The sequence below is a fragment of the Niveispirillum lacus genome (assembly GCF_002251795.1).
Classification (GTDB): Bacteria; Pseudomonadota; Alphaproteobacteria; order Azospirillales; family Azospirillaceae; genus Niveispirillum; species Niveispirillum lacus.
Genome location: NZ_NOXU01000028.1, coordinates 128,566 through 150,806, shown reverse-complemented (window position 1 = coordinate 150,806; position 22,241 = coordinate 128,566). Strand labels below are relative to the sequence as shown.

The 22,241-nt window shown below is 62.4% G+C and carries 18 protein-coding genes; 12 read left to right on the top strand and 6 right to left on the bottom strand.

Going from position 1 to position 22,241, the window contains the following annotated elements; genetic code table 11:
* The first annotated feature begins 106 nt into the window (after positions 1-106).
* Entirely contained in the window at positions 107-349 is a 243-nt protein-coding gene (locus tag CHU95_RS11155; protein ID WP_094456414.1) for a DUF6356 family protein, read from the top strand.
* The gene (locus CHU95_RS11150; protein WP_094456413.1) at positions 346-1,380 is read left to right on the top strand and encodes a YeiH family protein; all 1,035 of its coding nucleotides are present in this window, start codon (positions 346-348) and stop codon (positions 1,378-1,380) included. The genes CHU95_RS11155 and CHU95_RS11150 overlap by 4 nt, the downstream gene beginning before the upstream one ends.
* Before the next feature lie 216 nt (positions 1,381-1,596).
* Here the strand turns inward: CHU95_RS11150 and CHU95_RS11145 are convergent, their stop codons facing one another.
* The gene (locus CHU95_RS11145; RefSeq protein ID WP_133065507.1) at positions 1,597-2,523 is read right to left on the bottom strand and encodes a hypothetical protein; all 927 of its coding nucleotides are present in this window, start codon (positions 2,521-2,523) and stop codon (positions 1,597-1,599) included.
* A 225-nt stretch (positions 2,524-2,748) separates the two neighbouring features.
* Here CHU95_RS11145 and CHU95_RS11140 point away from each other — a divergent pair, with 225 nt between their 5' ends.
* The 5 genes from CHU95_RS11140 (at position 2,749) to CHU95_RS11120 (ending at position 9,531) form a co-directional block, all read left to right on the top strand.
* The gene (locus tag CHU95_RS11140) at positions 2,749-3,066 is read left to right on the top strand and encodes a DMT family transporter (protein WP_094456411.1); all 318 of its coding nucleotides are present in this window, start codon (positions 2,749-2,751) and stop codon (positions 3,064-3,066) included.
* A gap of 260 nt (positions 3,067-3,326) precedes the next feature.
* Positions 3,327-4,742, top strand: a complete 1,416-nt coding sequence (gene uxaC / locus CHU95_RS11135; RefSeq protein WP_094456493.1) for a glucuronate isomerase — start codon at positions 3,327-3,329, stop codon at positions 4,740-4,742.
* 66 nt (positions 4,743-4,808) lie between these two features.
* Positions 4,809-5,654 carry a 5-dehydro-4-deoxy-D-glucuronate isomerase gene (gene kduI / locus CHU95_RS11130; protein ID WP_094456410.1) on the top strand — a complete coding sequence of 282 codons (846 nt, stop codon included), beginning with the start codon at positions 4,809-4,811 and terminating at the stop codon, positions 5,652-5,654.
* A 111-nt stretch (positions 5,655-5,765) separates the two neighbouring features.
* Positions 5,766-6,524 carry a 2-dehydro-3-deoxy-D-gluconate 5-dehydrogenase KduD gene (gene kduD, locus CHU95_RS11125; RefSeq protein WP_094456409.1) on the top strand — a complete coding sequence of 253 codons (759 nt, stop codon included), beginning with the start codon at positions 5,766-5,768 and terminating at the stop codon, positions 6,522-6,524.
* A 427-nt stretch (positions 6,525-6,951) separates the two neighbouring features.
* Positions 6,952-9,531, top strand: coding sequence for a glycosyl hydrolase 115 family protein (locus tag CHU95_RS11120; protein WP_094456492.1), 2,580 nt, complete (start codon positions 6,952-6,954; stop codon positions 9,529-9,531).
* A 346-nt stretch (positions 9,532-9,877) separates the two neighbouring features.
* Here CHU95_RS11120 and CHU95_RS11115 read toward each other — a convergent pair whose 3' ends face one another.
* The 3 genes from CHU95_RS11115 to CHU95_RS11100 all read right to left on the bottom strand — a co-directional run bounded on the left by CHU95_RS11115 (position 9,878) and on the right by CHU95_RS11100 (position 14,223).
* Entirely contained in the window at positions 9,878-12,340 is a 2,463-nt protein-coding gene (locus tag CHU95_RS11115; protein WP_094456408.1) for an MGH1-like glycoside hydrolase domain-containing protein, read from the bottom strand.
* Between the two features lie 540 nt (positions 12,341-12,880).
* Positions 12,881-13,912, bottom strand: a complete 1,032-nt coding sequence (locus CHU95_RS11105) for an Ldh family oxidoreductase (protein ID WP_245838149.1) — start codon at positions 13,910-13,912, stop codon at positions 12,881-12,883.
* Between the two features lie 107 nt (positions 13,913-14,019).
* Entirely contained in the window at positions 14,020-14,223 is a 204-nt protein-coding gene (locus tag CHU95_RS11100) for a YgaP family membrane protein (RefSeq protein ID WP_094456405.1), read from the bottom strand.
* A 180-nt stretch (positions 14,224-14,403) separates the two neighbouring features.
* Here CHU95_RS11100 and CHU95_RS11095 point away from each other — a divergent pair, with 180 nt between their 5' ends.
* The 4 genes from CHU95_RS11095 to CHU95_RS11080 are packed head-to-tail and all read left to right on the top strand — an operon-like array spanning position 14,404 to position 19,333.
* Positions 14,404-14,751 carry a rhodanese-like domain-containing protein gene (locus CHU95_RS11095; protein ID WP_094456404.1) on the top strand — a complete coding sequence of 116 codons (348 nt, stop codon included), beginning with the start codon at positions 14,404-14,406 and terminating at the stop codon, positions 14,749-14,751.
* Between the two features lie 21 nt (positions 14,752-14,772).
* The gene (locus tag CHU95_RS11090) at positions 14,773-15,771 is read left to right on the top strand and encodes an efflux RND transporter periplasmic adaptor subunit (protein ID WP_094456403.1); all 999 of its coding nucleotides are present in this window, start codon (positions 14,773-14,775) and stop codon (positions 15,769-15,771) included.
* Positions 15,768-18,980: an efflux RND transporter permease subunit gene (locus tag CHU95_RS11085; protein ID WP_094456402.1), complete on the top strand. Its 3,213-nt coding sequence runs from the start codon at positions 15,768-15,770 to the stop codon at positions 18,978-18,980. The genes CHU95_RS11090 and CHU95_RS11085 overlap by 4 nt, the downstream gene beginning before the upstream one ends.
* Positions 18,981-19,015: 35 nt before the next feature.
* Positions 19,016-19,333 carry an ArsR/SmtB family transcription factor gene (locus CHU95_RS11080; protein WP_207762451.1) on the top strand — a complete coding sequence of 106 codons (318 nt, stop codon included), beginning with the start codon at positions 19,016-19,018 and terminating at the stop codon, positions 19,331-19,333.
* A 35-nt stretch (positions 19,334-19,368) separates the two neighbouring features.
* Here CHU95_RS11080 and CHU95_RS11075 read toward each other — a convergent pair whose 3' ends face one another.
* A complete protein-coding gene (locus CHU95_RS11075; protein WP_094456400.1) occupies positions 19,369-19,791 on the bottom strand; it encodes a winged helix-turn-helix transcriptional regulator in 423 nt (140 codons plus the stop codon).
* A 105-nt stretch (positions 19,792-19,896) separates the two neighbouring features.
* On the opposite strand from CHU95_RS11075, the gene CHU95_RS11070 reads away from it, so the two are divergent.
* On the top strand, positions 19,897-20,769 hold the full coding sequence (locus CHU95_RS11070) for an SDR family oxidoreductase (RefSeq protein WP_094456399.1): 873 nt from the start codon (positions 19,897-19,899) through the stop codon (positions 20,767-20,769).
* 94 nt (positions 20,770-20,863) lie between these two features.
* Here CHU95_RS11070 and dgoD read toward each other — a convergent pair whose 3' ends face one another.
* On the bottom strand, positions 20,864-22,006 hold the full coding sequence (gene dgoD / locus CHU95_RS11065; protein WP_094456491.1) for a galactonate dehydratase: 1,143 nt from the start codon (positions 22,004-22,006) through the stop codon (positions 20,864-20,866).
* Between the last annotated feature and the right edge of the window lie 235 nt (positions 22,007-22,241).

The following is a 22,241-nucleotide window of genomic DNA, read 5'->3' as shown; positions in this document are numbered from 1 at the left end:
ATAGAACATTTTTGCACATATCTCGCCTTTTTGTCGCCAATTTTAGACAAAAATCACCCTCAGTGGGTGATAGGCTTCCCGGGTTTCCAGCACAGAGGAAAAAACCATGCTGACCCGCCTGTTCACCGAACATCCGGCCTCTGTTGGGGAAGGCTATTGGGCCCATATGGGCCAGGCTTTTTCCTTCGGCTTCACGATGCTGTTCGCGGCGATGGCCTGCATCCTTCATGGTTTGTTTCCTTTCCTGTTCGTGAAGACGGGCAGCAACACGATCCGCCGGCTGCATGAGCGGATGGTGACCCACCGTGATCGGCGTCCTGTCATGGCGTCTGGGACGCTGGCCCGATGACGTTTGCCCCCTGGACCAGTCAGACAGCGCGATATCCGCTGGTCCAGCGCGGGCGCGATGGTCTGCCGGGTTTGATTCTGGCTGGCATTGTGGCGTTGGCGGCGGTCCAGATGGCGGCTTGGCAGGGTGGACCGGTCATGCTGTACGCCCTGTTCTTTGGCATGGGGCTGAATTTTCTTGCTGCCGATCCCCGCTGCACCCCCGGCATCAGTCTGGCGACAAAACCGATCCTGCGCCTGGGTGTGGCGATGCTGGGGGCCAAGGTCACGCTGGCCGATATGTTGGGCCTGGGCTGGGGGGCGGTGTTGTTGGCCCTTTCCGGGCTGCTGTTCACCCTGACCGGTGGATATCTCATCGGCCGATGGCTGCGCTTGCAGCCTGCCCATGCCCTGCTGTCGGCAGGGTCGGTCGCCATTTGCGGCGCGTCCGCCGCCCTGGCCATTTCGGCGGCCCTGCCGGCCCGCCATCAGGCAGAAAAGCCGACCTTGCTCGTGGTGATCGGGGTTACCGCCCTGTCGACCGTCGCCATGCTGGCCTATCCGCTGCTGGCGCGGCTGCTGGGCCTGACGGAGGCGCAGGCGGGCCTGTTCTTTGGTGCCAGCATTCATGATGTGGCCCAGGTGGTCGGGGCCGGATATCTGATTTCCGACCATGCGGCCGAGGTCGCGGCCATTGTCAAGCTGATGCGGGTGGCCTGTCTGGTGCCGGTGGTCATGGCCGTGGCCTGGATTTTTCGCGATCGGCATGCCGGTAATGCCCACAACACCAGCCTGCCATCCATCCCGGTCTTCCTGCTGGGCTTCATGGTTCTGGTGGCGGTCAACAGTGCCGGTCTGTTGCCGGCGCCAGTATTGGCGGCGATGGGAGACCTGTCCCGTGCCTGTCTGGTTATCGCAGTGGCGGCCCTGGGTATGAAAACCAGCTTGCGCGACATGGCGGCCCTGGGGCCGCGTCCCGTGGCGGCCCTGGTCGGGCAGACGGTGCTGTTGGCGGTGTTTACCCTGGGCTTCATCGCCCTGGCCGGCCTGTAGGACATCCCGGACCCTGCCTTTCCCCCTGGATGAACATTCAGGACGGATCGGGCCAGCAGTCTGCATGCGGTCGGGCATAGCATCCTGACCGTGGCGCAGAATGGGGAACAGGTGGGCCGCAGCGGCGGCCGTCGATGGCGGTGCATCGGGATCGGGTGGGCAGGATGGCGTTAACCCTGTGAAACAGTGTGGAACGAGAAACGGTGCCGGTGCGCGTCATTGAACCTTGTGTTTGCCGGTCAATGCCAGCCAGCGGGCCTGGGCGACCAAGCGGGCCATGGCCAGTCCAGGCACACCATCGGCACCATCGGCGGTCGGTTGAGCATTATGCAGCAGCCAGGCCAGCACCCGCACGGATGGCCGGGCCCGGCGGGGGAGGGCTGTCAACCGCGAGCGTTGTGGATGGCGAGGCACCGGGCGGGTGATGGTGCGAGCCGTTTGTCGTTGCGTGGCGGTAGACGGCCTGCTGCGCGTGGGCGGGCTGGAAGCCGGGGCCGCTGCGGGAACGGGATCAGGCGGCGGGGCGACAGGGTCCGTCGCGCATGTCGCGTCGGGGTCCGGGACGGTTGCCGGGGACAGCGCAGAGGTGGTTTCGGGCGGCGGGGTCGTGTGCCGCGCTGCTGGCGGCCGCTGGATATCGGGCAGATGGGCGTTACCGGCCCGCGGCGGTTTTTCTGCCCGTTGCAGCAGGCTGTCACCGATGCCCAACCGTTCGGCGGCCCAGATCGTGGCGCGCATGTTGCCGTCGGCGACCGCACGGTAGAGCGTATCCACCACCAGTTCCCGCATGGCCACAAAGCGGCTGTCCGCTTCCCGCCGCATCAGAGCGCGTTCCTCGGCGATGCGTCGCCGCAGGTTGGGTGATTGGCTGATCGCACGCCAGATGGTGGTGCGGGACAGCTTATAATGTTCGGCGATTTTGATGATGGGCACGCCGGCAGCCAGATGAAAGGCGATCTTGGCCCAAGTGATCTCATCTGCCGCACGGGAATTATATCCTTCCATCAGGCGCGGGCTGGCCGTTGCGTCGTGAAAGGTGTTGTTGCTGGTTGAGGGGGGATGATCGAGATCGGGGTCAAGCATGGCGGCATTGAGGGCGGCCTGCCGCTGTTTTAAGGTCAATCCGGCGAGGTTGGGGGTCATGGGATGCTCCATCAAATAGGTTCATCATCCTATATCACAATAGGATGAAAAACCAAGATTCATGGTGCTGTCTTCGCCCAACATCCCTCTGGTATGAAGGTCATTACGCAGGCAGGTGCGGTCCGGGTCTGGCCCCTGAACCTGGGAGGGTCGGGTTGTGAGGAACAACTGCGGACCGAACCAAAGTGAATATGGGTTAATCCCGCGATCTAAGGAGATCATGGCATGAGTTGGCTTTATCTCTTCCTTGCCGGGCTGTTTGAAATCGGTTGGCCTGTCGGCCTTAAAATGGCCCAGAATCCGTCGACGCGGATCAGTGGCATCCTGGTTGCGGTTACCTTCATGGGGATCAGCGGTGTGCTGCTCTGGTTAGCCCAGAAAACCATTCCGATTGGCACAGCCTATGCGATCTGGACCGGGATCGGTGCCGCCGGCACTTTTCTTGTTGGGGTGTATGTTTATGGTGATCCCGCGTCGTTGATGCGCTTTATTGGCGTTGGGTTGATCATCGCGGGCGTGGCGACGCTAAAGCTCGCCCATTGAATGGGGCTGAACAGGGTCACATGACCACCCTGCCCATCAGCCATAGCCGGGCCGGGGCAAGACGCCCGGCGCCGTTGCCAGCGTTCTGATGACAGGAAGCACGCCCCGTTGGGGTTGATACGGGTTCGGCGGCGGGTTTGCGGCAGGGGGGTGAAAAAACCACCGCCTGTCGCAACAATCCTATTGTCTTCTGGCATGACACCGGTTACCTAGTGAAAGTGCTGTCACCCGTTTCGTTTTGCGCCCGCAAGGTATTGTCGATGTCCAAGCCCCTGGCCCTGCACGATGACCGTCTGTTCCCCGCCGAACCCGGTACCCGCGCCATTGCGCGGCGGCTGTATCAGTTGGTCCAGGGCCTCCCGATCATCAGCCCGCACGGGCATACGGACCCGTCCTGGTTTGCCGATAACCAGAATTTCGGCAACCCGACGCAATTGCTGCTGTCGCCGGATCATTATGTCTATCGCATGCTCTATAGCCAGGGCATCGCCATGGAGGATGTCGGTGTCGGCGACCGTTCCGGCCCGTCCAAGGCGGATCCACGTGCGGCTTGGCATCTGTTTGCGTCGAATTTTCACCTGTTCCGTGCCACGCCAAGCTGGCTGTGGATGAATTTTGTGTTCAGCAAGGTGTTTGGTCTTGATGTCGCCCTGTCGGCTGACACCGCTGACCATTACTACGACACGATTGATGCGGCGTTGCAGACCGAGGCATTCCGCCCGCGCGCCCTTTTTGAGCGGTTCAATATCGAGTTGATCGCGACGACCGAGGGGCCGACCGATACGCTGGATCATCATCATAAGGTGCTGAACAGTGGCTGGAAGGGGGGGCGGGTCATTTCCGCCTATCGTCCCGATGCGGTGATTGATCCCGAACATGAACAGTTCCCCACCGCCATGCGTGCCTTTGCGGAAGCGACGGGCGAAGATGTCTATAGCTGGCAAGGTTATTTAAACGCACACCGCAAGCGCCGACAGGATTTTATGAAAGTTGGCACGACCAGCAGCGATCATGGCCATATCACCGCCAATACCGCCGACCTGTCGCCCGCCGATGCGGAGAAGCTGTTCCACCGGGTGCTGAAAGGTGACTTCACCGCAGCCGACGCCGAGACATTCCGGGGGCAGATGCTGACCGAAATGGCGGGCATGAGCATTGAGGATGGTCTGGTCATGCAGATCCATCCCGGTGCCTTCCGCAACCATAATGGTCAGGTTTTCGCCCGCTTTGGCCGCGATAAGGGTGCTGATGTGCCGTCGCGCACCGATTTCATCCGGGCACTGAAGCCTTTGCTGGACCGGTATGGCAATGACAAGCGCCTGTCGATCATCCTGTTCACCCTGGACGAAACAACCTATGCCCGCGAACTGGCGCCGCTGGCCGGGCATTATCCCACACTGAAACTGGGGCCTGCCTGGTGGTTCCATGACAGCCCGGAAGGCATGATGCGTTTCCGCGAGCAGGTTACGGAAACTGCCGGTTTCTACAACACAGTCGGGTTCAATGACGATACCCGCGCCTTCCTGTCCATTCCGGCCCGCCATGACGTGGCGCGCCGCGTGGACAGCGCCTTCCTGGCCCGCATGGTGGCAGAACACCGGCTGGATGAGGACGAGGCGGCCGAGGTGATTGTTGATTTGTCATACAACTTGCCGAAAAAAGCCTATAAACTCTGATCAGCGCTGTTGACGCCATGACCATCGGCCCCAGGGCCGGATACCAAAAAAGCCGGGAGTAACAATATGTTTGCGAAGACCTACCATGCCACTCACCCTGCCATGATGCAGGGTGCCAGCAATGATGACCTGCGGGATCGTTATCTGATGACCGGTCTGTTTGTGGCCGATCAGGTGGTGTTGAATTACAGCCATAATGAGCGGTTTGTGGTGGGTGGCGCCACGCCGGTGGCCGGTATTGTGGTGCTGCCGCACCAGACCGAGCCGGCATCCGCCGCGGGTCATCCGTTTCTGGAGCGCCGTGAGCTGGGCATTGTCAATATTGGCGGTGCAGGCTCTGTGACGGTGGACGGCACGGTCTATGCGCTGGGCAATAAGGATGGGCTTTATGTTGGCATGGGGGCAAAGGATGTCTCCTTTGCATCGGTCGATGCTGCGAGCCCGGCCAAGTTCTATCTGGTCTCCACCCCGGCCCATGCCAGCTTCCCTAACAAGAAGATCGGCCTGACTGATGCGGTGGCCCTGGAGCGCGGTGCGCTGGAAACCAGCAATGAGCGCACGATCTATCAGTATATCGTACCCGCCACCTGTCAGTCGGCGCAGTTGCTGCTGGGCCTGACCATGCTGAAGCCCGGATCGGTGTGGAACACCATGCCTCCGCACCTGCATGACCGCCGCTCTGAAGTCTATCTTTACTGCGATATTCCTGGTGACAACCGCGTCTTCCACTTCATGGGTGAGCCGGAAGCGGCCCGTCACATCGTCGTGGCCGATGGCGAGGCCGTCATGTCCCCGCCCTGGTCCATCCATATGGGCAGCGGCACCGCCAATTATTCCTTTATCTGGGCAATGGGCGGCGAGAATCTCGATTACACCGACATGAAGGTCATTGATATCTGCCAGCTACGTTAAGGTCTGGTGTCATCTGATCCCGTCATCCTTGGCACCAGCCGGGATGACGGCCAGGACACGCTAAGCATCTTGATCCCAGACAATGGCGAACGGCCAAGAGGAAAACCCAGCATGAGCAATCCCTTCGACCTTACCGGCAAGGTGGCGTTGGTAACCGGTGCCAATACCGGCATCGGGCAGGGCATCGCGGTGGCGCTGGCCCGGGCGGGCGCCCATATTGTGGCGGTCGGACGGTCCACACCCACCGACACCCAGGCCGCCGTGGAGGCCACGGGTGCGAAATTCGCCTTTGTGTCCGCCGATCTGGGCACCGGGGCGCCGGTGGCGGCGATTGTGGAGCAGGCTGCCGCTGCCTTTGGCCGTCTCGATATTCTGGTCAATAATGCCGGCACCATCCGGCGTGCGGATGCTTTGGAGTTCTCGGAGACAGACTGGGACGATGTTCTGGACGTCAACCTGAAGACGCCGTTTTTCCTGGCCCAGGCGGTTGCCAAGACATTCATCGCCCAAGGGGGCGGTGGCAAGATCATCAATATCGCCAGTATGCTGTCCTTCCAAGGTGGCATCCGCGTTGTGTCCTACACCGCGTCGAAAAGCGGCATTGCCGGCGTCACCAAGCTGCTGGCCAATGAATGGGCGGCCAAGGGCATTAATGTGAATGCCATCGCACCCGGCTATTTCGCCACCAACAATACTGAGGCGCTGCGCGCCGACGAAAACCGTAACCGCGATATTCTGGCCCGTATCCCGGCCGCGCGGTGGGGATCGCCGTCGGATCTGGGCGGGGCCGCGGTGTTCCTGGCGTCGGCAGCGGCTGACTATGTCCATGGGATTACCCTGCCCGTGGATGGCGGCTGGCTGGCACGGTAAGCCTCTCAGAGGTCCGGTGATCCCGTTCGATCACCGGGCCATCGGGTTCGGTGTCCACGCCCCTGGGCGCCGCCGAGGATCACGCAGATGATCGCAGACCCGGTTTCAACCGATCACGCTTTAACTCCCAGCAGTGGTCCCACCGCTGCACCTTGCACACCCCCGCCCACCCCATGGGCGGGGGTTTTTTTCATGCGGTTTCGGGGTTATTGAACCTTGTCGCCAGGCGGCAAGCATACTACCATACCAGTTGACAGGGCGGTGTCATGGCCGAATGTTAGCGCTCCCATCGCTTCTTTGGTGTGATCCGGCCGATGGCCCGTGACCGATGAACAACATCGGCACCAACGAACGAGGAAACGTCTTGCAGATGGATCATCACACTGGCCTGGTCGGTCCAGGCCCCCTTCCTGCGGTCTGTCGCCGGATGCGCAGCACCCTGCGCGTAGCGGCTGTTGCCCTGTTGACCATGCTGGCGGTGCCGGCGGTGTGGGCCTGTGATCGGCCGGTCAGTGTCTGTGCCAAGGGCAAGCCCGACAGCCTGGCCTTGATTCGGGCGGGGCAGGCGGTGCCCGTCTATGTCGATAGCGGCGCTGACCCGGCTCTCAAGCATGCTGCTAACAGCCTGCGCGCCGATCTGGGCCGTGTGGGCGGTACCGCAGCAGCGGCCCCGCTGTCCCTGGCCGATGTGAAGGGACCGGTGGTCATGATCGGGGTGCTGGGTGCCAGCCCGACCATCGACAGGCTGGTCCGCGACGGTAAGCTGAATGTCGACGGGTTGGCCGGAGAGTGGGAAGGTTTCCGACAGGTGGTGGTCGACCGGCCAGCGCCCGGCATCCCCCGTGCCTTGGTCATTGTCGGATCGGACCGGCGCGGAGCGGTCTATGGCACCTATGATCTCTCGGAGCGGATCGGGGTGTCGCCCTGGGTCTGGTGGGCGGATGTGCCGGTGACCCGGCGGGATGACCTGTATCTGACGGCCGGCCTGCGCGCGGACCGGCCGGGCGTGCGTTACCGCGGCATGTTCATCAATGACGAAGACCCGGCCTTCAGCGGCTGGGCCAAGGCCAAGTTTGGCGGCATCAATGCCAAGCTCTATGGCCATGTGTTTGAACTGCTGCTGCGGTTAAAGGGCAATTACCTGTGGCCCGCCATGTGGGCGCCCAAGGCCTTTAATGATGATGATCCGCGCAACATGGTGCTGGCCGATGAAATGGGCATCGTCATGGGCACCTCCCACCATGAGCCGATGACCCGCGCCCAACATGAATGGCACCGCAACAAGGACAAGGGGATCACCGGTGGTCGGTGGGATTACACCGCCAATGCCGACAATCTGCGCGCTTTCTGGCGCGGCGGCATCGAACGCATGATGTCCAAGGGCGACGGTCAGGGCTATGAAAGCCTGATCACGGTCGGCATGCGTGGCGACGGGGACGAACCCATGTCGGAGGAGACAGCCACCCGCCTGCTGGAAACCATTGTCGCCGACCAGCGCCAGATTATCGCCGACGTGACAGGCAAACCACCCCAGCAGACACCGCAGCTTTGGGCCCTTTATAAGGAGGTGCAGGATTATTATGACCATGGCATGCGGGTGCCCGAGGATGTCACCCTGCTGTTCGCGGATGATAATTGGGGGCAGATCCGCCGCCTGCCAGTGGCAGGGCGGGACCCGATCGACCGGGCCGGCGGCTATGGCGTTTATTACCATTTCGATTATGTCGGGGCACCCCGGAACTATAAATGGCTGAATACCAACCAGATCGCCAAGGTCTGGCAGCAAATGGATCTGGCTTATGAAAGCGGCGCGCGGACCATCTGGATTGTCAATGTCGGTGATATCAAGCCGATGGAATATCCGTTGGATTTCTTCCTGGACATGGCCTGGAATCCGTCGGGGATGACGGCCGATGCGCTGGCCGCGTGGCCAGCGCAATGGGCGGCGCAGACGTTCGGTGAGGCGCTGGGGACGGAAATTGCGCAGGTCATGGAGACCTATGCGACCTATGCGTCTCGTCGCAAGCCGGAACTGATCGATCAGGACACATTCCCCCTGGGCGACGGTATCGGGCCGGTGCTGGATGGCGGCCCGTTCGGGCAGATGGTGGCGGAATGGCGGGCGCTGGTGGCAAGGATGGAGGGGATCAAGGCCCGACTGCGCCCCGATCAGTTGGACGCCTATTTCCAACTGGTCGAACATCCGGTTCTGGCCCTGTCCAACCTGTACGAGATGTATTACGCGGCGGCCTGGAACAAGCGGTTGATGATGCGCAACGACCCGCGCGCCGATTATTTCGCAAATGAGGTGGAGCGCACCTTCAAGCGCGATGCCGACCTGACAGACCAGTATCACAGCATCAATGGCGGCAAATGGGCCGGCATGATGAATCAAATCCATATGAGCTATGTGATCTGGCAGACGCCCACCCAACAATCCATGCCCAGCATCAGCCGGGTTTACGCCGACATCCCCCCGGACCGCCTGGCCGCCCAGATCAAGTTCACCAGCGCGGGCAAGACGGACCCTGCGGCGATGACCCGCCCGGCCTCCAGCTTTGACAAGGCAGTGGGGGCCAAGGGCCTGTCCTGGCGGGTGGTGCCCTATCTGGGGCGCAATGACGCCGTGCTGGCCCTGCCACAGGGGCGCAGCGCCACCGCGCCGTCAGATGGCATGCGCCTGGAATACACGGTGACGCTGGCCAAGGATGGCGTCGCCGAGGTGGACCTGAACCTGTCGCCGACATTGGACACAACCGGCGGTGCCGGTATCCGTATCGGGGTGTCGATTGATGATGGCCCTGTCCAGACCGTGGTGTCGCATCTGATCCCCACACCAGGGGAGGTGACGTCGCCGGAGCAGGCGGCGTGGATGGAGGCGGTCAAGAATAATGGCCATACGGTTACCGCCCGGTTCGAGGGGGTCAAGGCCGGGAAGCGCACCGTTAAGGTCTGGCGCATGGATGACAATGCCGTGCTGGCAAGCCTGACCATCCGCCAACGCTGAAACAGCCGCAGGGAACCGGGACATGGGCGCGCGGGGCAATCCGGACCCTGCGCTGGTGGATGATGGGGCAGAAGATGGGATTTGCCATCTTTGCCGCGCTCTCCCTGCGGCTGACCATCGCGCAGGGGCTGGCCACAGACTGGTCCATGCGGATGGGATTGCATGGTCTGCTGGGTCTGGCCGAGGGGACGGAAAACCGCGCAGGCATGAAGGCTGCGGTCGCATGGTTCCCGGCGCCCGCGACGTCACGGGCGGGTTTGTCGGCATGGCTTGCCAACACATGGCGGGCCCGCACATGGCGGGGACGCGGATCGTCGTGCCGGGTGGATGATTATCCTTCGGACTGCTATGGACCAGCGACCTTGTCAATGGTCAGCGCTGCGATCAACGCTTCGTTCACCGGTCCACCGCTGCCACCGGGCGCGCTGTAGGTCATGTTGGTGGATAGGCCGCTCATGTTAAAAAAGTCTTCCAGGACGACCTGATAGGTCCCGGCAGGCAGGTCAAAGACAGCGCGGGTCGACGGGCGGATCGGGTGTTTGTCGCCCTCTGGTTCAATATGCGGCATCTGGATGATCGCGCTGTGCCTTGTGCCGTCGGCGGCACGCAGGACCAGTCGTTTCACGGCGTTGGTGACACCGGTATTCAGTGCGAAAGTGTGATTATCATAGAGCGTACCAAGGACATAGCGCCCGGCAGCGGACAAGGTGACCGCACCCAGGTCCAGGGTTTGGCCCAGCGCGGCCTTGCGGTCCACCGCAATGGTCTGCGCCATGTCGCCGCGAAGGCAGGCGGGCGCAGACGGTTGCGAGCTGATGCGGGTGGAAACATGCACCGCAACCACCGAATAGCAGGCGGTGTGTGACGGCACTGGTGGGGCAGGGTCTGTCCAGCTTTGCCCGGTCACATCCTGCGCCAGCGGCACGCCATCGCGCAGGATATTGTAACGCACGGGTGTTTTGTCACGCGCCGGCGCGATATCGAGGCGAATGCCGGCGTCGTTACGCTGTGCCGCCGTGATGGATGGGGTCCAGGGCATGAAGGCGCGGGGTTCGGCGTGGCTGACCGCGTCGATCAGGGGAATATTGGTGACCATGCTGGCCGATGTCTGACTGGGGGCAAACCGGATATCAATCCGGTTCACGCCCTCACTCAGTTGATCGGCCGTGATCAGTCCGGTGACTTGGGTGCCATTCAGATGTACCGAGGCCACGGGGTACAAGGCGCCAGGGCCGGATTGAGGCGGCAGGATCAGGGCAAGGTCAAGTTTGCGGCCGGCATATTCCAGGTTGGACAGGACGGCATCCGTGCCCGTGAACCGGTCGCGCAGAGCGCCGGTCAAGGTGGGAGCGATGCGGATGCCGTCGGGCCCGGCATGCCAGCCGAAGATGGTTTCCACGACCATGCCGTAATAGGCCGCGACCGACCAGAGTTGACGCCGGGAATTGATTTCAGGTCCATCATCAAACTGTGCCTTGCCCGTCAGCCATTCCAAATTTTCCATGTTAGACAAATTCAGCGCGGCAGCCCGTTCCAGAGCGGCCAAGCCCCGTTCAACGGCGGCGACATGCCCCACCTTGGCCGCCGCCCGGACCGCATAGGCCGTGACAAAGGGCCATTGGGCGCGGTTATGATAGACATATTCACCCGGCGCCTGTGGCCAGACAACCGACGGGCCGAAGGGTGCAAACGGATAACGGTCGAAAATTGACCGGGCACGGTCGGCGGGGGCGATGCCCGAAAGTACGGCCAGGGCATTGCCCAGCAAATCATACTTGCCGATAAGGGCGGGGGTCAGGTCAGCGCTGGTGTAGGTGGCATACATGCCCGCCCGTGCGTCCCAGAAACCCCCATCAATGGCACGTGCCAAGGCATCGGCCCAGCCATCATAACGGGTGGCCAGGTCCATTTCCCCGAATTCGCGGGCCAGACGGGCAGCCAGTCGCTGGGCCCGATATTGTGTAACATTGGTGGACAGGGCCTTGCTGTCGGCCAGGGCCGACAGGTTCTGCCGTACCCAGGGGGCATAGCTTTGTTCGCGCCAGTCCAGGAAACTATGCTCGCCCTTGTACAGGCCGCTGCGGGCGTCATAGACGGCGACACGGTCCGCCTCCAGCGTGCCGCGCAGCGCGTCGAAGGCCTTGCGGGCAAAATCGGTGCGGTTGGCCCCGTGCAGGTTGGCCAGGGCCGCTTCGGCGCCCAGCGCCCAGGTGGTGCGGTCGGTGCTGACCGGCCAGGACCCGCCAGAACCGGTATCCTGCACAATCTGTGTTGATCCGGGCGGCAGTTCCGGCGGCACAGGCACGCCGGGGCGCAGGGTACCGGTCTTGAACAGCAGACTGTTGACCGCGCGCTGTGGGTCCAGCCCGGCCAGACCCAAATCCAGCGCGTAAGACAGATCCCGTGTCCAGACATAGTTCCATTTCTCCCCGGTTTCAAAACAGGGGCAGGGAATGGGTTGTCGGTTATTGTACCATTCATCCTTGATCGACGTGACGCTGGCCAACCGGGCATCATCAACCGCCTGCGCGAACAACGCATCAAACATCAAATCGCCGGTGCGGGTGAACGGGCCATTTTCGGTGATGATACGGGTGGAGGGGGTGTTATCCCGCTGCGGTGCCGTACTGTGCAGGTGAAAAACACGGGTGCCCGGTGTGCCGGAGGCCGACACGCTGACCGTGGCCGGCGTGCCGCCTGGTTCGGCCGCATAGGGGGCATAGGTCTGGCTCTCCGCCGTGTGGCCGGCACCAGCGCCCAGAAGCGACAAGGCTGCAAAGGTCAGCAGCGCACGAGGGGAGCGGGGCATGTTTCCTCCTGTTGAGCCTTCTGGGCTTATGGGCCGTTATCCGGCCCTTCCTTCATGCCCCACAAAAGGCGCCCCGGCAATTACCCCCTTGAGTTGTTATTAATGGTGATAATTTGTTCTTATGGGCAGCAATGATGTCCTTTGTTTCTACCTTACCGATTACAAGAGCGTCGCTTTATCCTGCCAAAAGGGGCGGCGGCAAGGCAATCGGGGCACCGTTGAAGGCAATCATGCCGCTATCCCCGTGTTTGTCATAAAGGGCACGGCGGGGCGCATCATCCGTGAATACGTATGTGGCGAGGCCGAGGTGCCACGCCGCCTTCGTGCAGCCCCTTAGTACGGGCAACCGAGAGGCTGATCCAGTCCTGCGGTTTCACCCCAAGGCCGTCTGACGGCGCGGCCTTGGGGACGTTTTAAGGGCGTACCGGTCCGGGTTCCAACGGTCAGCCATAGCCGGCAATGGCGCGATCTGCCCCACCATTGGGACCGCATGGCGACGGCATTCTGCGACCTGAACAGGGGCCCCCTGCGGTTAGCAATTTAGGGACGGGTGAGATCGAGAATTTCCCGGTGCAAGGCCATGGGTATGGTCACCCCTTCGCGTGCCGCCGTCTGCCGCATGGCCAGCCGCCGGTCACCCGGCAAGCGGGCTGGCGCGTCCTGCGCGACGGCCAGCAGCAGCGCTGCCATCCGGTCGGCAAAATGATCTCCGCCAAAACAAGCCGGGTTCAGCACAATCAGCAATTGGCCCAGGTCAGGCGGGCCGCCCTGGCCATCAAACAGACCACTGGCATGCCATCCAAAGCTGCCGCCGGCAAGGGCGGCGCAGATGACCTCCACCATTAAGGCCAGGGCAGCCCCCTTGGCGCCGCCCATGGGCAGCAGGGAACCGCCCAGGGCTGCGTCGGCATCGGTGGTCGGATGGCCGGCGGCGTCCACGGCCCAACCTTCCGGGATGGGCCGTCCGGCCTTGGAGGCGGCCATGATTTTGCCCCGCGCCGCCACCGACAAGGCCATGTCGACGACCAAGGGCGGACGGCCAGACAGCGGGGCGGCAAAGGCAATGGGGTTGGTGCCCATCAAGGACCGTCGTCCGCCCGGCAGCGGCAGGGCAGCGGGCGTATTGGCGAATGCCAGTGCTACCAGCCCCTGATCGGCCAACCGTTCGACATGACGCCCCGCCTGTCCAAAATGGTGGGATCGCCGGATGGCCGCTGCGGCGACCCCCATTTCCGCTGCCAGGGGCAGCAGATGATTGATGGCAAGGTCAATGGCCGGGTAGGCAAACCCATGACCGGCATCGATATGAATGCCAGCCTTTCCCGCCGGGCTGGCCGTGGGCATCGCGGCGCCATCGACCTTTCCCACCCGCGCATGCAGGCAATAGGAAGGGACCCGGGACAGCCCATGTCCAGCCTGTCCATCCATCTCGGCGGCCAGAAGAGCATCTGCGGTGGGATTGGCATTGGCCAGCGTCACGCCGGCACGGTTCAGCGCCGTCACCGCTAAGTGCCGTGCTGTTTCCAAGCCCAGCGTCACCGTATCCATTGCTGCCGTCCGATCATCCGCCATCAGTTACCCGCCCGCTCCGCCTATGCCCACAGTGTGGTGCCGGGTCATAGCATGGCGTGCAGACAGGAGGCCGTTCGCCATCCTGGCGGCAGCGCAGGATACAGGTATCAGTTGAAGGCACAACCGCGTTGCAGGCCCAGTTTGCGAAAGATGATCGCGGCGGGGCAGAAACCGGTGATGCCGGCCTGCAGCATGTTCAGCCCGACAAACACGGTCAGCAGCAGCCAAGCCTGGCTCACGAACCAAGCGAGGCCGACAGAAATCAGGACCATGATACCGGCGAAGGAAAGGACGGCCTTGTCGACATTCATAACGATGCTCCGTACCTGGTGATCTGTGGATGGTTAAAGAGTAATATCTTCATAGGTATAGAGAAACGCGGAAAATGCCGCCTCAAGTATGACGTCCGCACATGGCTTGCTCGCTTGACCGTACCCAACAAGATACGTATCTTCGTACCTCTGAATATAAAAGCTCCCAAGGATACCGCCATGATCAACGAACTGTCGCCCGCCGACATCCATCGCCTGTTGAATGACCATGAAATTCTGCTGGTTGATGTGCGTGAGCCGCAGGAGTTCGCCACCGCGCGTATCCATGGCGCGATGCTGTTTCCGCTGTCCAGTTTCGATCCGCTGGCTCTGCCCGCGGCGGACAAGGTGCGGATTGTCTTCCATTGCGGGTCGGGCAAAAGGTCGTCTGTGGCAGTGATGCGCTGCCAGCAGGCGGGATTAAGTCATTGTGAACATATGGCTGGCGGCATTCAGGCCTGGACGGCCGAGCGGCTGCCTACCGTGACGCTGGACCCGACCAGCGGCGGCGTGATCGATCGCCGTTGATGCAATGAAGGGGAGGGAACCATGCGTGCCGGCCTGATGTCGTCTTTGCTGCTTTCCACGCTTCTGGCGGGCCCGGCGTGGGCTGCCGGGGGGGAGTTCACGGTTGTGCGGCTGAACCTGCCCGACCAGAAATCTGTGTTCGCGACGGTCGAAAGCGTAAACACTGTGCCAGCACGGGTGCGCACCGGCGGTACCATCACCGGCCTGTCGGTCAGGGAAGGGGATGCGGTCGTCGCGGGCCAGGTGATCGCCACCATTGGTGACCAGAAGCTGGCGCTGCAACAAGGGGCATCGGACGCACAGATCGCGGCTGCACGCGCACAGCTTGAGCAGGCAAAGACAGATCTGCAACGCGCGGAAGAATTATCGAAGAATGGATTTGTCACCAAGCAGCGCCTGGACGAACTGCGTACCGCCGCCAATGTCGCGGCCAATAATCTGAAGGCGCGCAGCGCCGAACGTGCGGTCATCGGTCAGCAGATGAATGAAGGTCAGGTCCTGGCTCCCACCAGCGGCCGTGTGCTGAGCGTGCCGGTGACACCGGGAACAGTGGTGATGGCGGGGGAGGCGGTGGCCATGATCGCGGAGCGTGATTATGTTCTGCGCCTGTCCATTCCCGAACGCCACGCCGCCAGCCTGAAAAATGGTGATCCGGTCCGTCTGGAGGGTGAAGAGGCGGGGCCAGCAGCCATGGAGGGCACTGGCGCCGTCACCCTGGTCTATCCCCAGATCCGCGACGGGCGTGTGCAGGCCGATGCCAAGGTCACCGGTCTGGGCGACTATTATGTCGGTCAGCGTGTGCGCGTGCTGGTTCCGGCCGGGGTGCGCCCCACCATCGTGGTCCCGTCCAGCTACCTGACCCGCCGATTTGGTCTTGATTATGCGCATCTGCGCACCGGTGATGGCAAAATCATGCTGGTTCCGGTTCAGCGAGGGCAGGAACACCCGCTGCCTGAGGTGCCGGATGGGGTGGAAATCCTGTCTGGTCTTGCCCAAGGCGATATCATGGTGCGGCCATGAAACTCGGTATTTCAGGCCTATTGACCCAGGCAACCATCCGTTCTCCCCTGACGCCGCTTTTCCTGCTGGCCAGTCTGATCGCCGGCCTGATCGCGCTGTCGGTGATCCCGCGTGAGGAAGAGCCCCAAATCAGCGTACCCATGGTCGATATCATGGTATCGGCCGACGGGTTGAAGGCCCCGGATGCGGCGGAACTGGTCACCAAGCCGTTGGAAGCCATCGTCAAGGGCATCAACGGCGTCGATCATGTTTACAGCCAGACGGAAGATGACCGGGTCATGGTGACGGCGCGGTTCAAGGTGGGCACCAATGAGGATGACGCGATCGTCCGTGTCCACGCCAAGATCCGCGCGCATCTCTCGGAAATTCCCCTCGGCATTCCCGAGCCCGCTATCATCGGCCGCGGTATCAATGATGTCGCCATCGTTACCCTGACCCTGTCGGCGGAACCCGCCGTGGCGGATCGCTGGCCTGACCGCGATCTTGGTACACTGGCTGAAAAGCTGCGCACCGAACTGATCAAGGTGCCGGATATTGGTGGCAGCTACCTGTCAGGCCGGGTGACAGAGCAGGTGCGGGTTGAGCCCGATCCGGAAAAGCTGGCGCTGTACGGGATCACGCTGGAGCAGTTGACAGCCAAGATTGCCGGCGCCAACCGGTCCTTTGTGGCCGGCCGGCTGCTGGACGGGGGTAAAAGCCTGACGGTTGCGGCGGGGCAGACCCTGTCGGGTGTGCCCGATATCGGCCTGCTGCTGCTGACCAGCCGCGACAACCGACCCGTCTATGTCCGTGATGTCGCCACCGTGGTGCTGGACAGCGCACCGCTGGATCAGGCGGCCTGGACAATGGTCAAGGATGAGAAAGGAGCCTGGGTGCGCAGCCCGGCGGTGACGGTGGCACTGGCCAAGCGCGCTGGCGCCAATGCCGTGGTCGTGGCCGATGCTATCCTAGAACGGGTCGAGGGCCTGCGCGGGCGGCTGATCCCCGACGGTGTGCGGGTAGAGGTGACCCGCAATTATGGGGAGAGCGCATCGGAAAAGGCCGATGAGCTGCTGTTCCATCTGGGTCTGGCAACCCTGTCCATCGTGGCGCTGATCTGGTGGGCCATCGGCCGCCGGGAGGCGCTGGTCACGCTGGTGGTCATCCCGGTCACCATCCTCATGACCCTGTTTGCCGCCCACCTGATGGGTTACACGATCAACCGTGTCAGCCTGTTCGCCCTGATCTTTGCCATCGGTATCCTGGTCGATGATGCCATTGTTGTGGTGGAGAATATTGCCCGCCACTGGGCCATGAAGGATGGGCGTGACCGGTTGAATGCCGCTATTGAGGCCGTGGCAGAGGTGGGTAATCCCACCATCGTCGCCACCCTGACCGTGATCGCAGCCCTGCTGCCCATGCTGTTCGTATCAGGCATGATGGGCCCCTACATGGCGCCGATACCGGTCAACGCATCGGCGGCCATGCTGTTCAGCTTTTTTGCAGCCATGGTGCTGGCGCCGTGGTTGATGCTGAAATTGTCCGGCATGGGTGGTGATGCCGGGCAGGGGCATGAGGCGGCCCATGATGGCGGGATTCTGGGTCAGCTTTACCGGCGGGTGGCAGCACCGTTGCTGGCCAGCCGGCGCAATGCGGGCCGGTTCCTGGCCCTGGTCGGGGTGGCGACCGTCGCATCGCTGGGTCTGTTTGCCAGTAAAAGCGTGACGGTCAAGTTGCTGCCCTTTGACAATAAGTCGGAACTGTCAGTGCAGGTAAACCTGCCGCGCGGTACGGCCTTGCAGGATACCGAGCGTCTGTTGTTCCAGGCGGCGGAGATTGCCGCAACGCTGCCGGAACTGCGGTCGGTGCAGATCTATGCAGGGACGGCGGCGCCGTTCAATTTCAACGGACTGGTGCGGCACAGTTTCCTGCGGAACAGCCCCGACCTGGGCGAGCTGCAGATCAATCTGGCGCCCAAGAGTGACCGTGACCGCGCCAGCCATGATATTGCCCTGGACCTGCGGGCAAGGCTTCTGGCGGGGTTAAGCCTGCCAGAAGGGACCAGCCTGAAGGTGGTGGAGGTGCCGCCCGGTCCTCCGGTGATGGCCACCCTGCTGGCAGAGATTTACGGCCCCGATGCCGCCACGCGGCGGGCGGTCGCGGCAGAGGTGCGCAAGCTGTTTGCCACCGTGCCCTTCATCACTGATATTGATGACAGTATCGGCACAAGCCAGCCACGGCTGCGCATCGCCATTGACCAGGAGCGACTGGAATTTCACGGGGTAGAACAGGCAGCGGTTTATGACGCGCTGCGGTCGATCCTGGGCACAAACCCGGTCGGTTACTCCCATCGCGGAGAAGAGCGCTATCCGGTGGATATCTCCATTGCCCTTCCCCACGAGGATCGGGCCTGGACTGCCCGGCTGTCGGCCACGCCTGTGCCGGCCAACGCCCTGCCCGGATCGAACCGGGTGGTGGAACTGGGCGAACTGGTCAAAGTGACACGGGAGGAAGGATCGCCAGTCCTGTTCCGCCGTGACGGGTATTTCGCCGACATGGTGACGGCCGAATTGGCCGGCCGGTTTGAGGCTCCGATCTACGGCATGGGAGCCGTCGCCGATGCCATCGAGGCGCATGACTGGGGTAACCTGCCCAAGCCGGTGGTGCGGCTGGCTGGCCAACCGGCCGATGAAAGCCGCCCCACCCTGCTGTGGGACGGGGAATGGGAAGTCACCTATGTCACGTTCCGCGACATGGGAGCGGCGTTCGGCGTAGCGATCCTGGGCATCTATGTGTTGGTGGTGGCGCAGTTCCGCAGCTTCAAACTGCCGCTGGTCATCCTGACGCCCATCCCATTGACCCTGTTAGGCATCATGCTGGGCCATTGGGTGATGGGTGCGGCCTTTACGGCCACCTCCATGATTGGCTTCATCGCGCTGGCGGGCATCATCGTGCGCAATTCCATTCTGCTGGTTGATTTTATCCGCCATGGCCGGGGCCGTGGCATGAGCCTGCGCGATGTGCTGCTGGAGGCCGGTGCCGTCCGGTTCAAGCCCATCCTGCTGACGGCCCTGTCGGCCATGATCGGGGCGGCCACCATCCTGACCGATCCGATCTTTCAGGGGTTGGCCGTGTCGCTGCTGTTCGGGCTGGCATCATCCACGCTGCTGACGGTGCTGGTCATCCCGGCGATCTATGTCGTGCTGCGGGATGCAGATGGTGTTGCATGATTGACGTCGCCCACAATCCCTTTTATCCGGAGGGGATGAGAATAGAAGACATGCAGGCCAACGCCGACAGGGCGGTTGAATTGCTGAAGTCGCTGGGCAACCGCAGCCGACTGATGATCCTGTGCCAGTTGTTGCAGGGGGAACGGTCGGTAGGCGATCTGGCCCAGCGCATCGGCATGCGCGATACTGCCGTGTCACAGCAACTGGCCCTGCTGCGCAAGGATGGTCTGGTCCGTGCCCGCCGCGAAGGCCAGACCATCTGGTATTCCCTGGCCAGCGCCGAGGCCGAGAGGGTGATCCTGACCCTGTACCAGGTTTATTGCGCAGATCCGGAAGGCCAGGACTGCGCCTGACAGCGCCTGGCCCTGGCGTGCAAGGCAGCAATGTCTTACCCGTGCTCACCGGCGGTGGCCAACCGTTCCGCCATGCGCCGCCGCGCCGCCGCGACCGCGGCATGATTGGTTTCCGCCCAGATGATCAAGGCCAGCATGGGTGCCATCAGACTTCTGCCCAACCCGGTCAGAGAATAGGTGACCCTGGGCGGCACCGTGGGTTCAACCATGCGGTCGATCAGCCCGTCGGTTTCCAGCGTGCGCAGGGTCTGCGACAACATCCGCTTTGAAATGTCGGGGACGGCACGGGCCAGGGCGTTGAAGCGCATGGGCCCGGCCGCCAACATGGACAGCAGCAGAATCGACCAACGGTCGCCGATCCGGTCCAGCAGGTCCCGTACCGGACATTGCAGCGGGTCCGGACTCAAAGCCTTCCATTCCGCCACTTTGGCACCCATCGCCGTGCAGGCATCCTCCATCCTGGTATCCTCGCTGTAACCTGGTGACGGCAAAGTGCCGTCTTCCGGACCGATCCAATGGTCTCTAGTGTATACCTACTATCCCATAGAGACCGGAGCATGTCCATGTCCACCCCTTCCCGATTCTTCATCACCGGTGCCGCCGGTCAACTCGGCCAGTTGGTGGTGGCTGAACTGGCCCGCCTTGCGGGGCCGGAACAGGTCACCGCCATCGTGCGTGACCCCGTCCGTGCCGCCAATCTGTTTCCGGCCGGCGTGACCCTGCGCACCGGGGATTATGACCAACCGGAAACACTGGCCACCGCCTTGCACGGGGCGGAGCGGTTGCTGTTGATCTCTTCCAACGCCATCGGCAACCGGGTGGAGCAGCATCGCCATGTCATCGAGGCCGCGACGCAGGCCAAGGTCTCACGCCTGGCCTATACCAGTGTGCTGCATGCCGACACCTCGCCAATGCGCCTGGCCGAAGACCATCGCCAGACCGAAGCCCTGATTGCCGCCAGTGGCGTGCCCTACACGCTGCTGCGCAATGGCTGGTACCATGAGAATTACACCGCCTCCATTCCGGCAGCCTTGCACCATGGCGCTCTGATCGGCAGCGCTGGCCAGGGGCGGATCAGCAGTGCTGCCCGTGCCGATTACGCCGCAGCGGCGGCTATCGCCTTGATGGATGATGGCGCGGGCGACCGTGTCGTGCATGAACTAGCGGGCGATACGGCCTACACGCTGCCTGAGTTTGCCGCCGAACTGTCCCGGCAGACGGGGCGACAGGTGCCCTATGTCAACCTGCCGGAAGCCGACTATTGCAGTGCCCTGGTCGGAGCCGGCCTGCCGCCCCAGTTGGCCGCATTCATCGCGGATTCAGATGTGGCTGCCGCCCAGGATGCGCTGTTTGACACGGGCCAGGCATTATCGAGGCTGCTCGGCCGTCCCACAAAACCGTTCGCACAGACCATGGCGCAAGCGTTGAGCCTGTAAAGATCATCGGCCCCGGTCACACCATAGGTCCGGGGCCGATTTTCGCAGCGCTACCGTGCAGACACGCGGCGGCATGGCCGCCCGCGATGCGACATCACCATTCCGCCACGCTGCCATCTGCGATGCGCCAAGCAGGATTGCGCCAGCGATGCGGTGACGCCGACAGGTCGCGCACCAACGCCTCGTTGACCTCAATCCCCAGACCCGGGGCCGTGGGGATGCTGACATGGCCATTGGTCAGAGCGAAGACCGACGGGTCGGTCAGGTAGGTCAGCAGGTCATAGCCGTCGGTGTTATAGTGGATACCCAGCGACATTTCCTCGATGAAGAAATTCGGTGTGCTGAATCCGACGGCCAGACAGGCTGCAAAAGCGATCGGGCCCAGCGGGCAGTGCGGGGCCAACGCCACATCATAGGCTTCAGCCATGGCGGCAATACGTTTGACCTCGGAAATGCCGCCAGCATGCGACAAGTCAGGCTGGATGATGTCGACAATGCCCTGGTTCAGGAAGGGCTTAAAGTCCCAACGGGTGTAAAGCCGCTCACCCAGCGCGATGGGCAGGGTGGTCAAGTGCGATAACTGAGCGATACCCTCAATATTCTCCGACAGCAGCGGTTCTTCGATGAACAGCGGGCGCAAGGGTTCCAGGGCGACGGCCACCTGTTTGGCCAACGGTTTATGGATACGGCCGTGGAAGTCCAACCCGACTTCCAGCCCCTGATCCTTCACCGCCTGGGCACGTTCGACAACGCCATCAATATCCTTGCCCGTGCCAACCCAGGCCATTTCGGCGGTTGCATTCATCTTAACGGCGCGGAATCCCTGCTCCCGGCGCAGGCGGGCAGCTTCTGCCACCTCATCCGGGCGGTCGCCGCCGATCCAGGCATAGCATTCGATACGGTCGCGCACAGCGCCACCCAGCAACTGCCAAACAGGCACGCCCAATGCCTTGCCCTTGATATCCCACAATGCCTGATCCAACCCCGACAGGGCCGACATCAGGACAGGCCCGCCCCGGTAGAAACCCAGCCGGTAAGATATCTGCCATATATCTTCGATCCGCGCGGGATCGGTCCCCAGGAACCGGTCCTTCAGGCTTTCAAAAGCGCCAATGACCGCTTCTGCATGGCCTTCAAGGCTGCATTCGCCCCAGCCGACAAGACCGCCATCGGTTTCGACGCGCACAAACACCCAGCGGGGCGGCACCTGGAACAGTTCAATCCTGGCGATTTTCATCTTTGTCTCGTGGGGATGGCCCCAGATCGGGGCAAAAGCGACCTGCAATGGTCAGCATCATAGCGTGCGGGGGCGGTGGCGTCAAATTTCTTCATATAAATATGTTAAATAGCGCGATCCCAGCTTGACGGTCGTGATTGGCTAATTTATCTGATAAATATGCCAGTTAGCGGGGGCTTTGGATAGCGATATTGTCTGACCTTTCGGACAGGACCCCGACGGCATCGTATAATGG

Bases quoted from the DNA above. Each gene is read 5' to 3' on its own strand.
- CHU95_RS11155 (WP_094456414.1), top strand. From the start codon at position 107: ATGCTGACCCGCCTGTTCACCGAACATCCGGCCTCTGTTGGGGAAGGC.
- CHU95_RS11150 (WP_094456413.1), top strand. From the start codon at position 346: ATGACGTTTGCCCCCTGGACCAGTCAGACAGCGCGATATCCGCTGGTC.
- CHU95_RS11145 (WP_133065507.1), bottom strand. From the start codon at position 2,523: ATGACCCCCAACCTCGCCGGATTGACCTTAAAACAGCGGCAGGCCGCC.
- CHU95_RS11140 (WP_094456411.1), top strand. From the start codon at position 2,749: ATGAGTTGGCTTTATCTCTTCCTTGCCGGGCTGTTTGAAATCGGTTGG.
- uxaC (WP_094456493.1), top strand. From the start codon at position 3,327: ATGTCCAAGCCCCTGGCCCTGCACGATGACCGTCTGTTCCCCGCCGAA.
- kduI (WP_094456410.1), top strand. From the start codon at position 4,809: ATGTTTGCGAAGACCTACCATGCCACTCACCCTGCCATGATGCAGGGT.
- kduD (WP_094456409.1), top strand. From the start codon at position 5,766: ATGAGCAATCCCTTCGACCTTACCGGCAAGGTGGCGTTGGTAACCGGT.
- CHU95_RS11120 (WP_094456492.1), top strand. From the start codon at position 6,952: ATGCGCAGCACCCTGCGCGTAGCGGCTGTTGCCCTGTTGACCATGCTG.
- CHU95_RS11115 (WP_094456408.1), bottom strand. From the start codon at position 12,340: ATGCCCCGCTCCCCTCGTGCGCTGCTGACCTTTGCAGCCTTGTCGCTT.
- CHU95_RS11105 (WP_245838149.1), bottom strand. From the start codon at position 13,912: ATGGCGGATGATCGGACGGCAGCAATGGATACGGTGACGCTGGGCTTG.
- CHU95_RS11100 (WP_094456405.1), bottom strand. From the start codon at position 14,223: ATGAATGTCGACAAGGCCGTCCTTTCCTTCGCCGGTATCATGGTCCTG.
- CHU95_RS11095 (WP_094456404.1), top strand. From the start codon at position 14,404: ATGATCAACGAACTGTCGCCCGCCGACATCCATCGCCTGTTGAATGAC.
- CHU95_RS11090 (WP_094456403.1), top strand. From the start codon at position 14,773: ATGCGTGCCGGCCTGATGTCGTCTTTGCTGCTTTCCACGCTTCTGGCG.
- CHU95_RS11085 (WP_094456402.1), top strand. From the start codon at position 15,768: ATGAAACTCGGTATTTCAGGCCTATTGACCCAGGCAACCATCCGTTCT.
- CHU95_RS11080 (WP_207762451.1), top strand. From the start codon at position 19,016: ATGAGAATAGAAGACATGCAGGCCAACGCCGACAGGGCGGTTGAATTG.
- CHU95_RS11075 (WP_094456400.1), bottom strand. From the start codon at position 19,791: ATGGAGGATGCCTGCACGGCGATGGGTGCCAAAGTGGCGGAATGGAAG.
- CHU95_RS11070 (WP_094456399.1), top strand. From the start codon at position 19,897: ATGTCCACCCCTTCCCGATTCTTCATCACCGGTGCCGCCGGTCAACTC.
- dgoD (WP_094456491.1), bottom strand. From the start codon at position 22,006: ATGAAAATCGCCAGGATTGAACTGTTCCAGGTGCCGCCCCGCTGGGTG.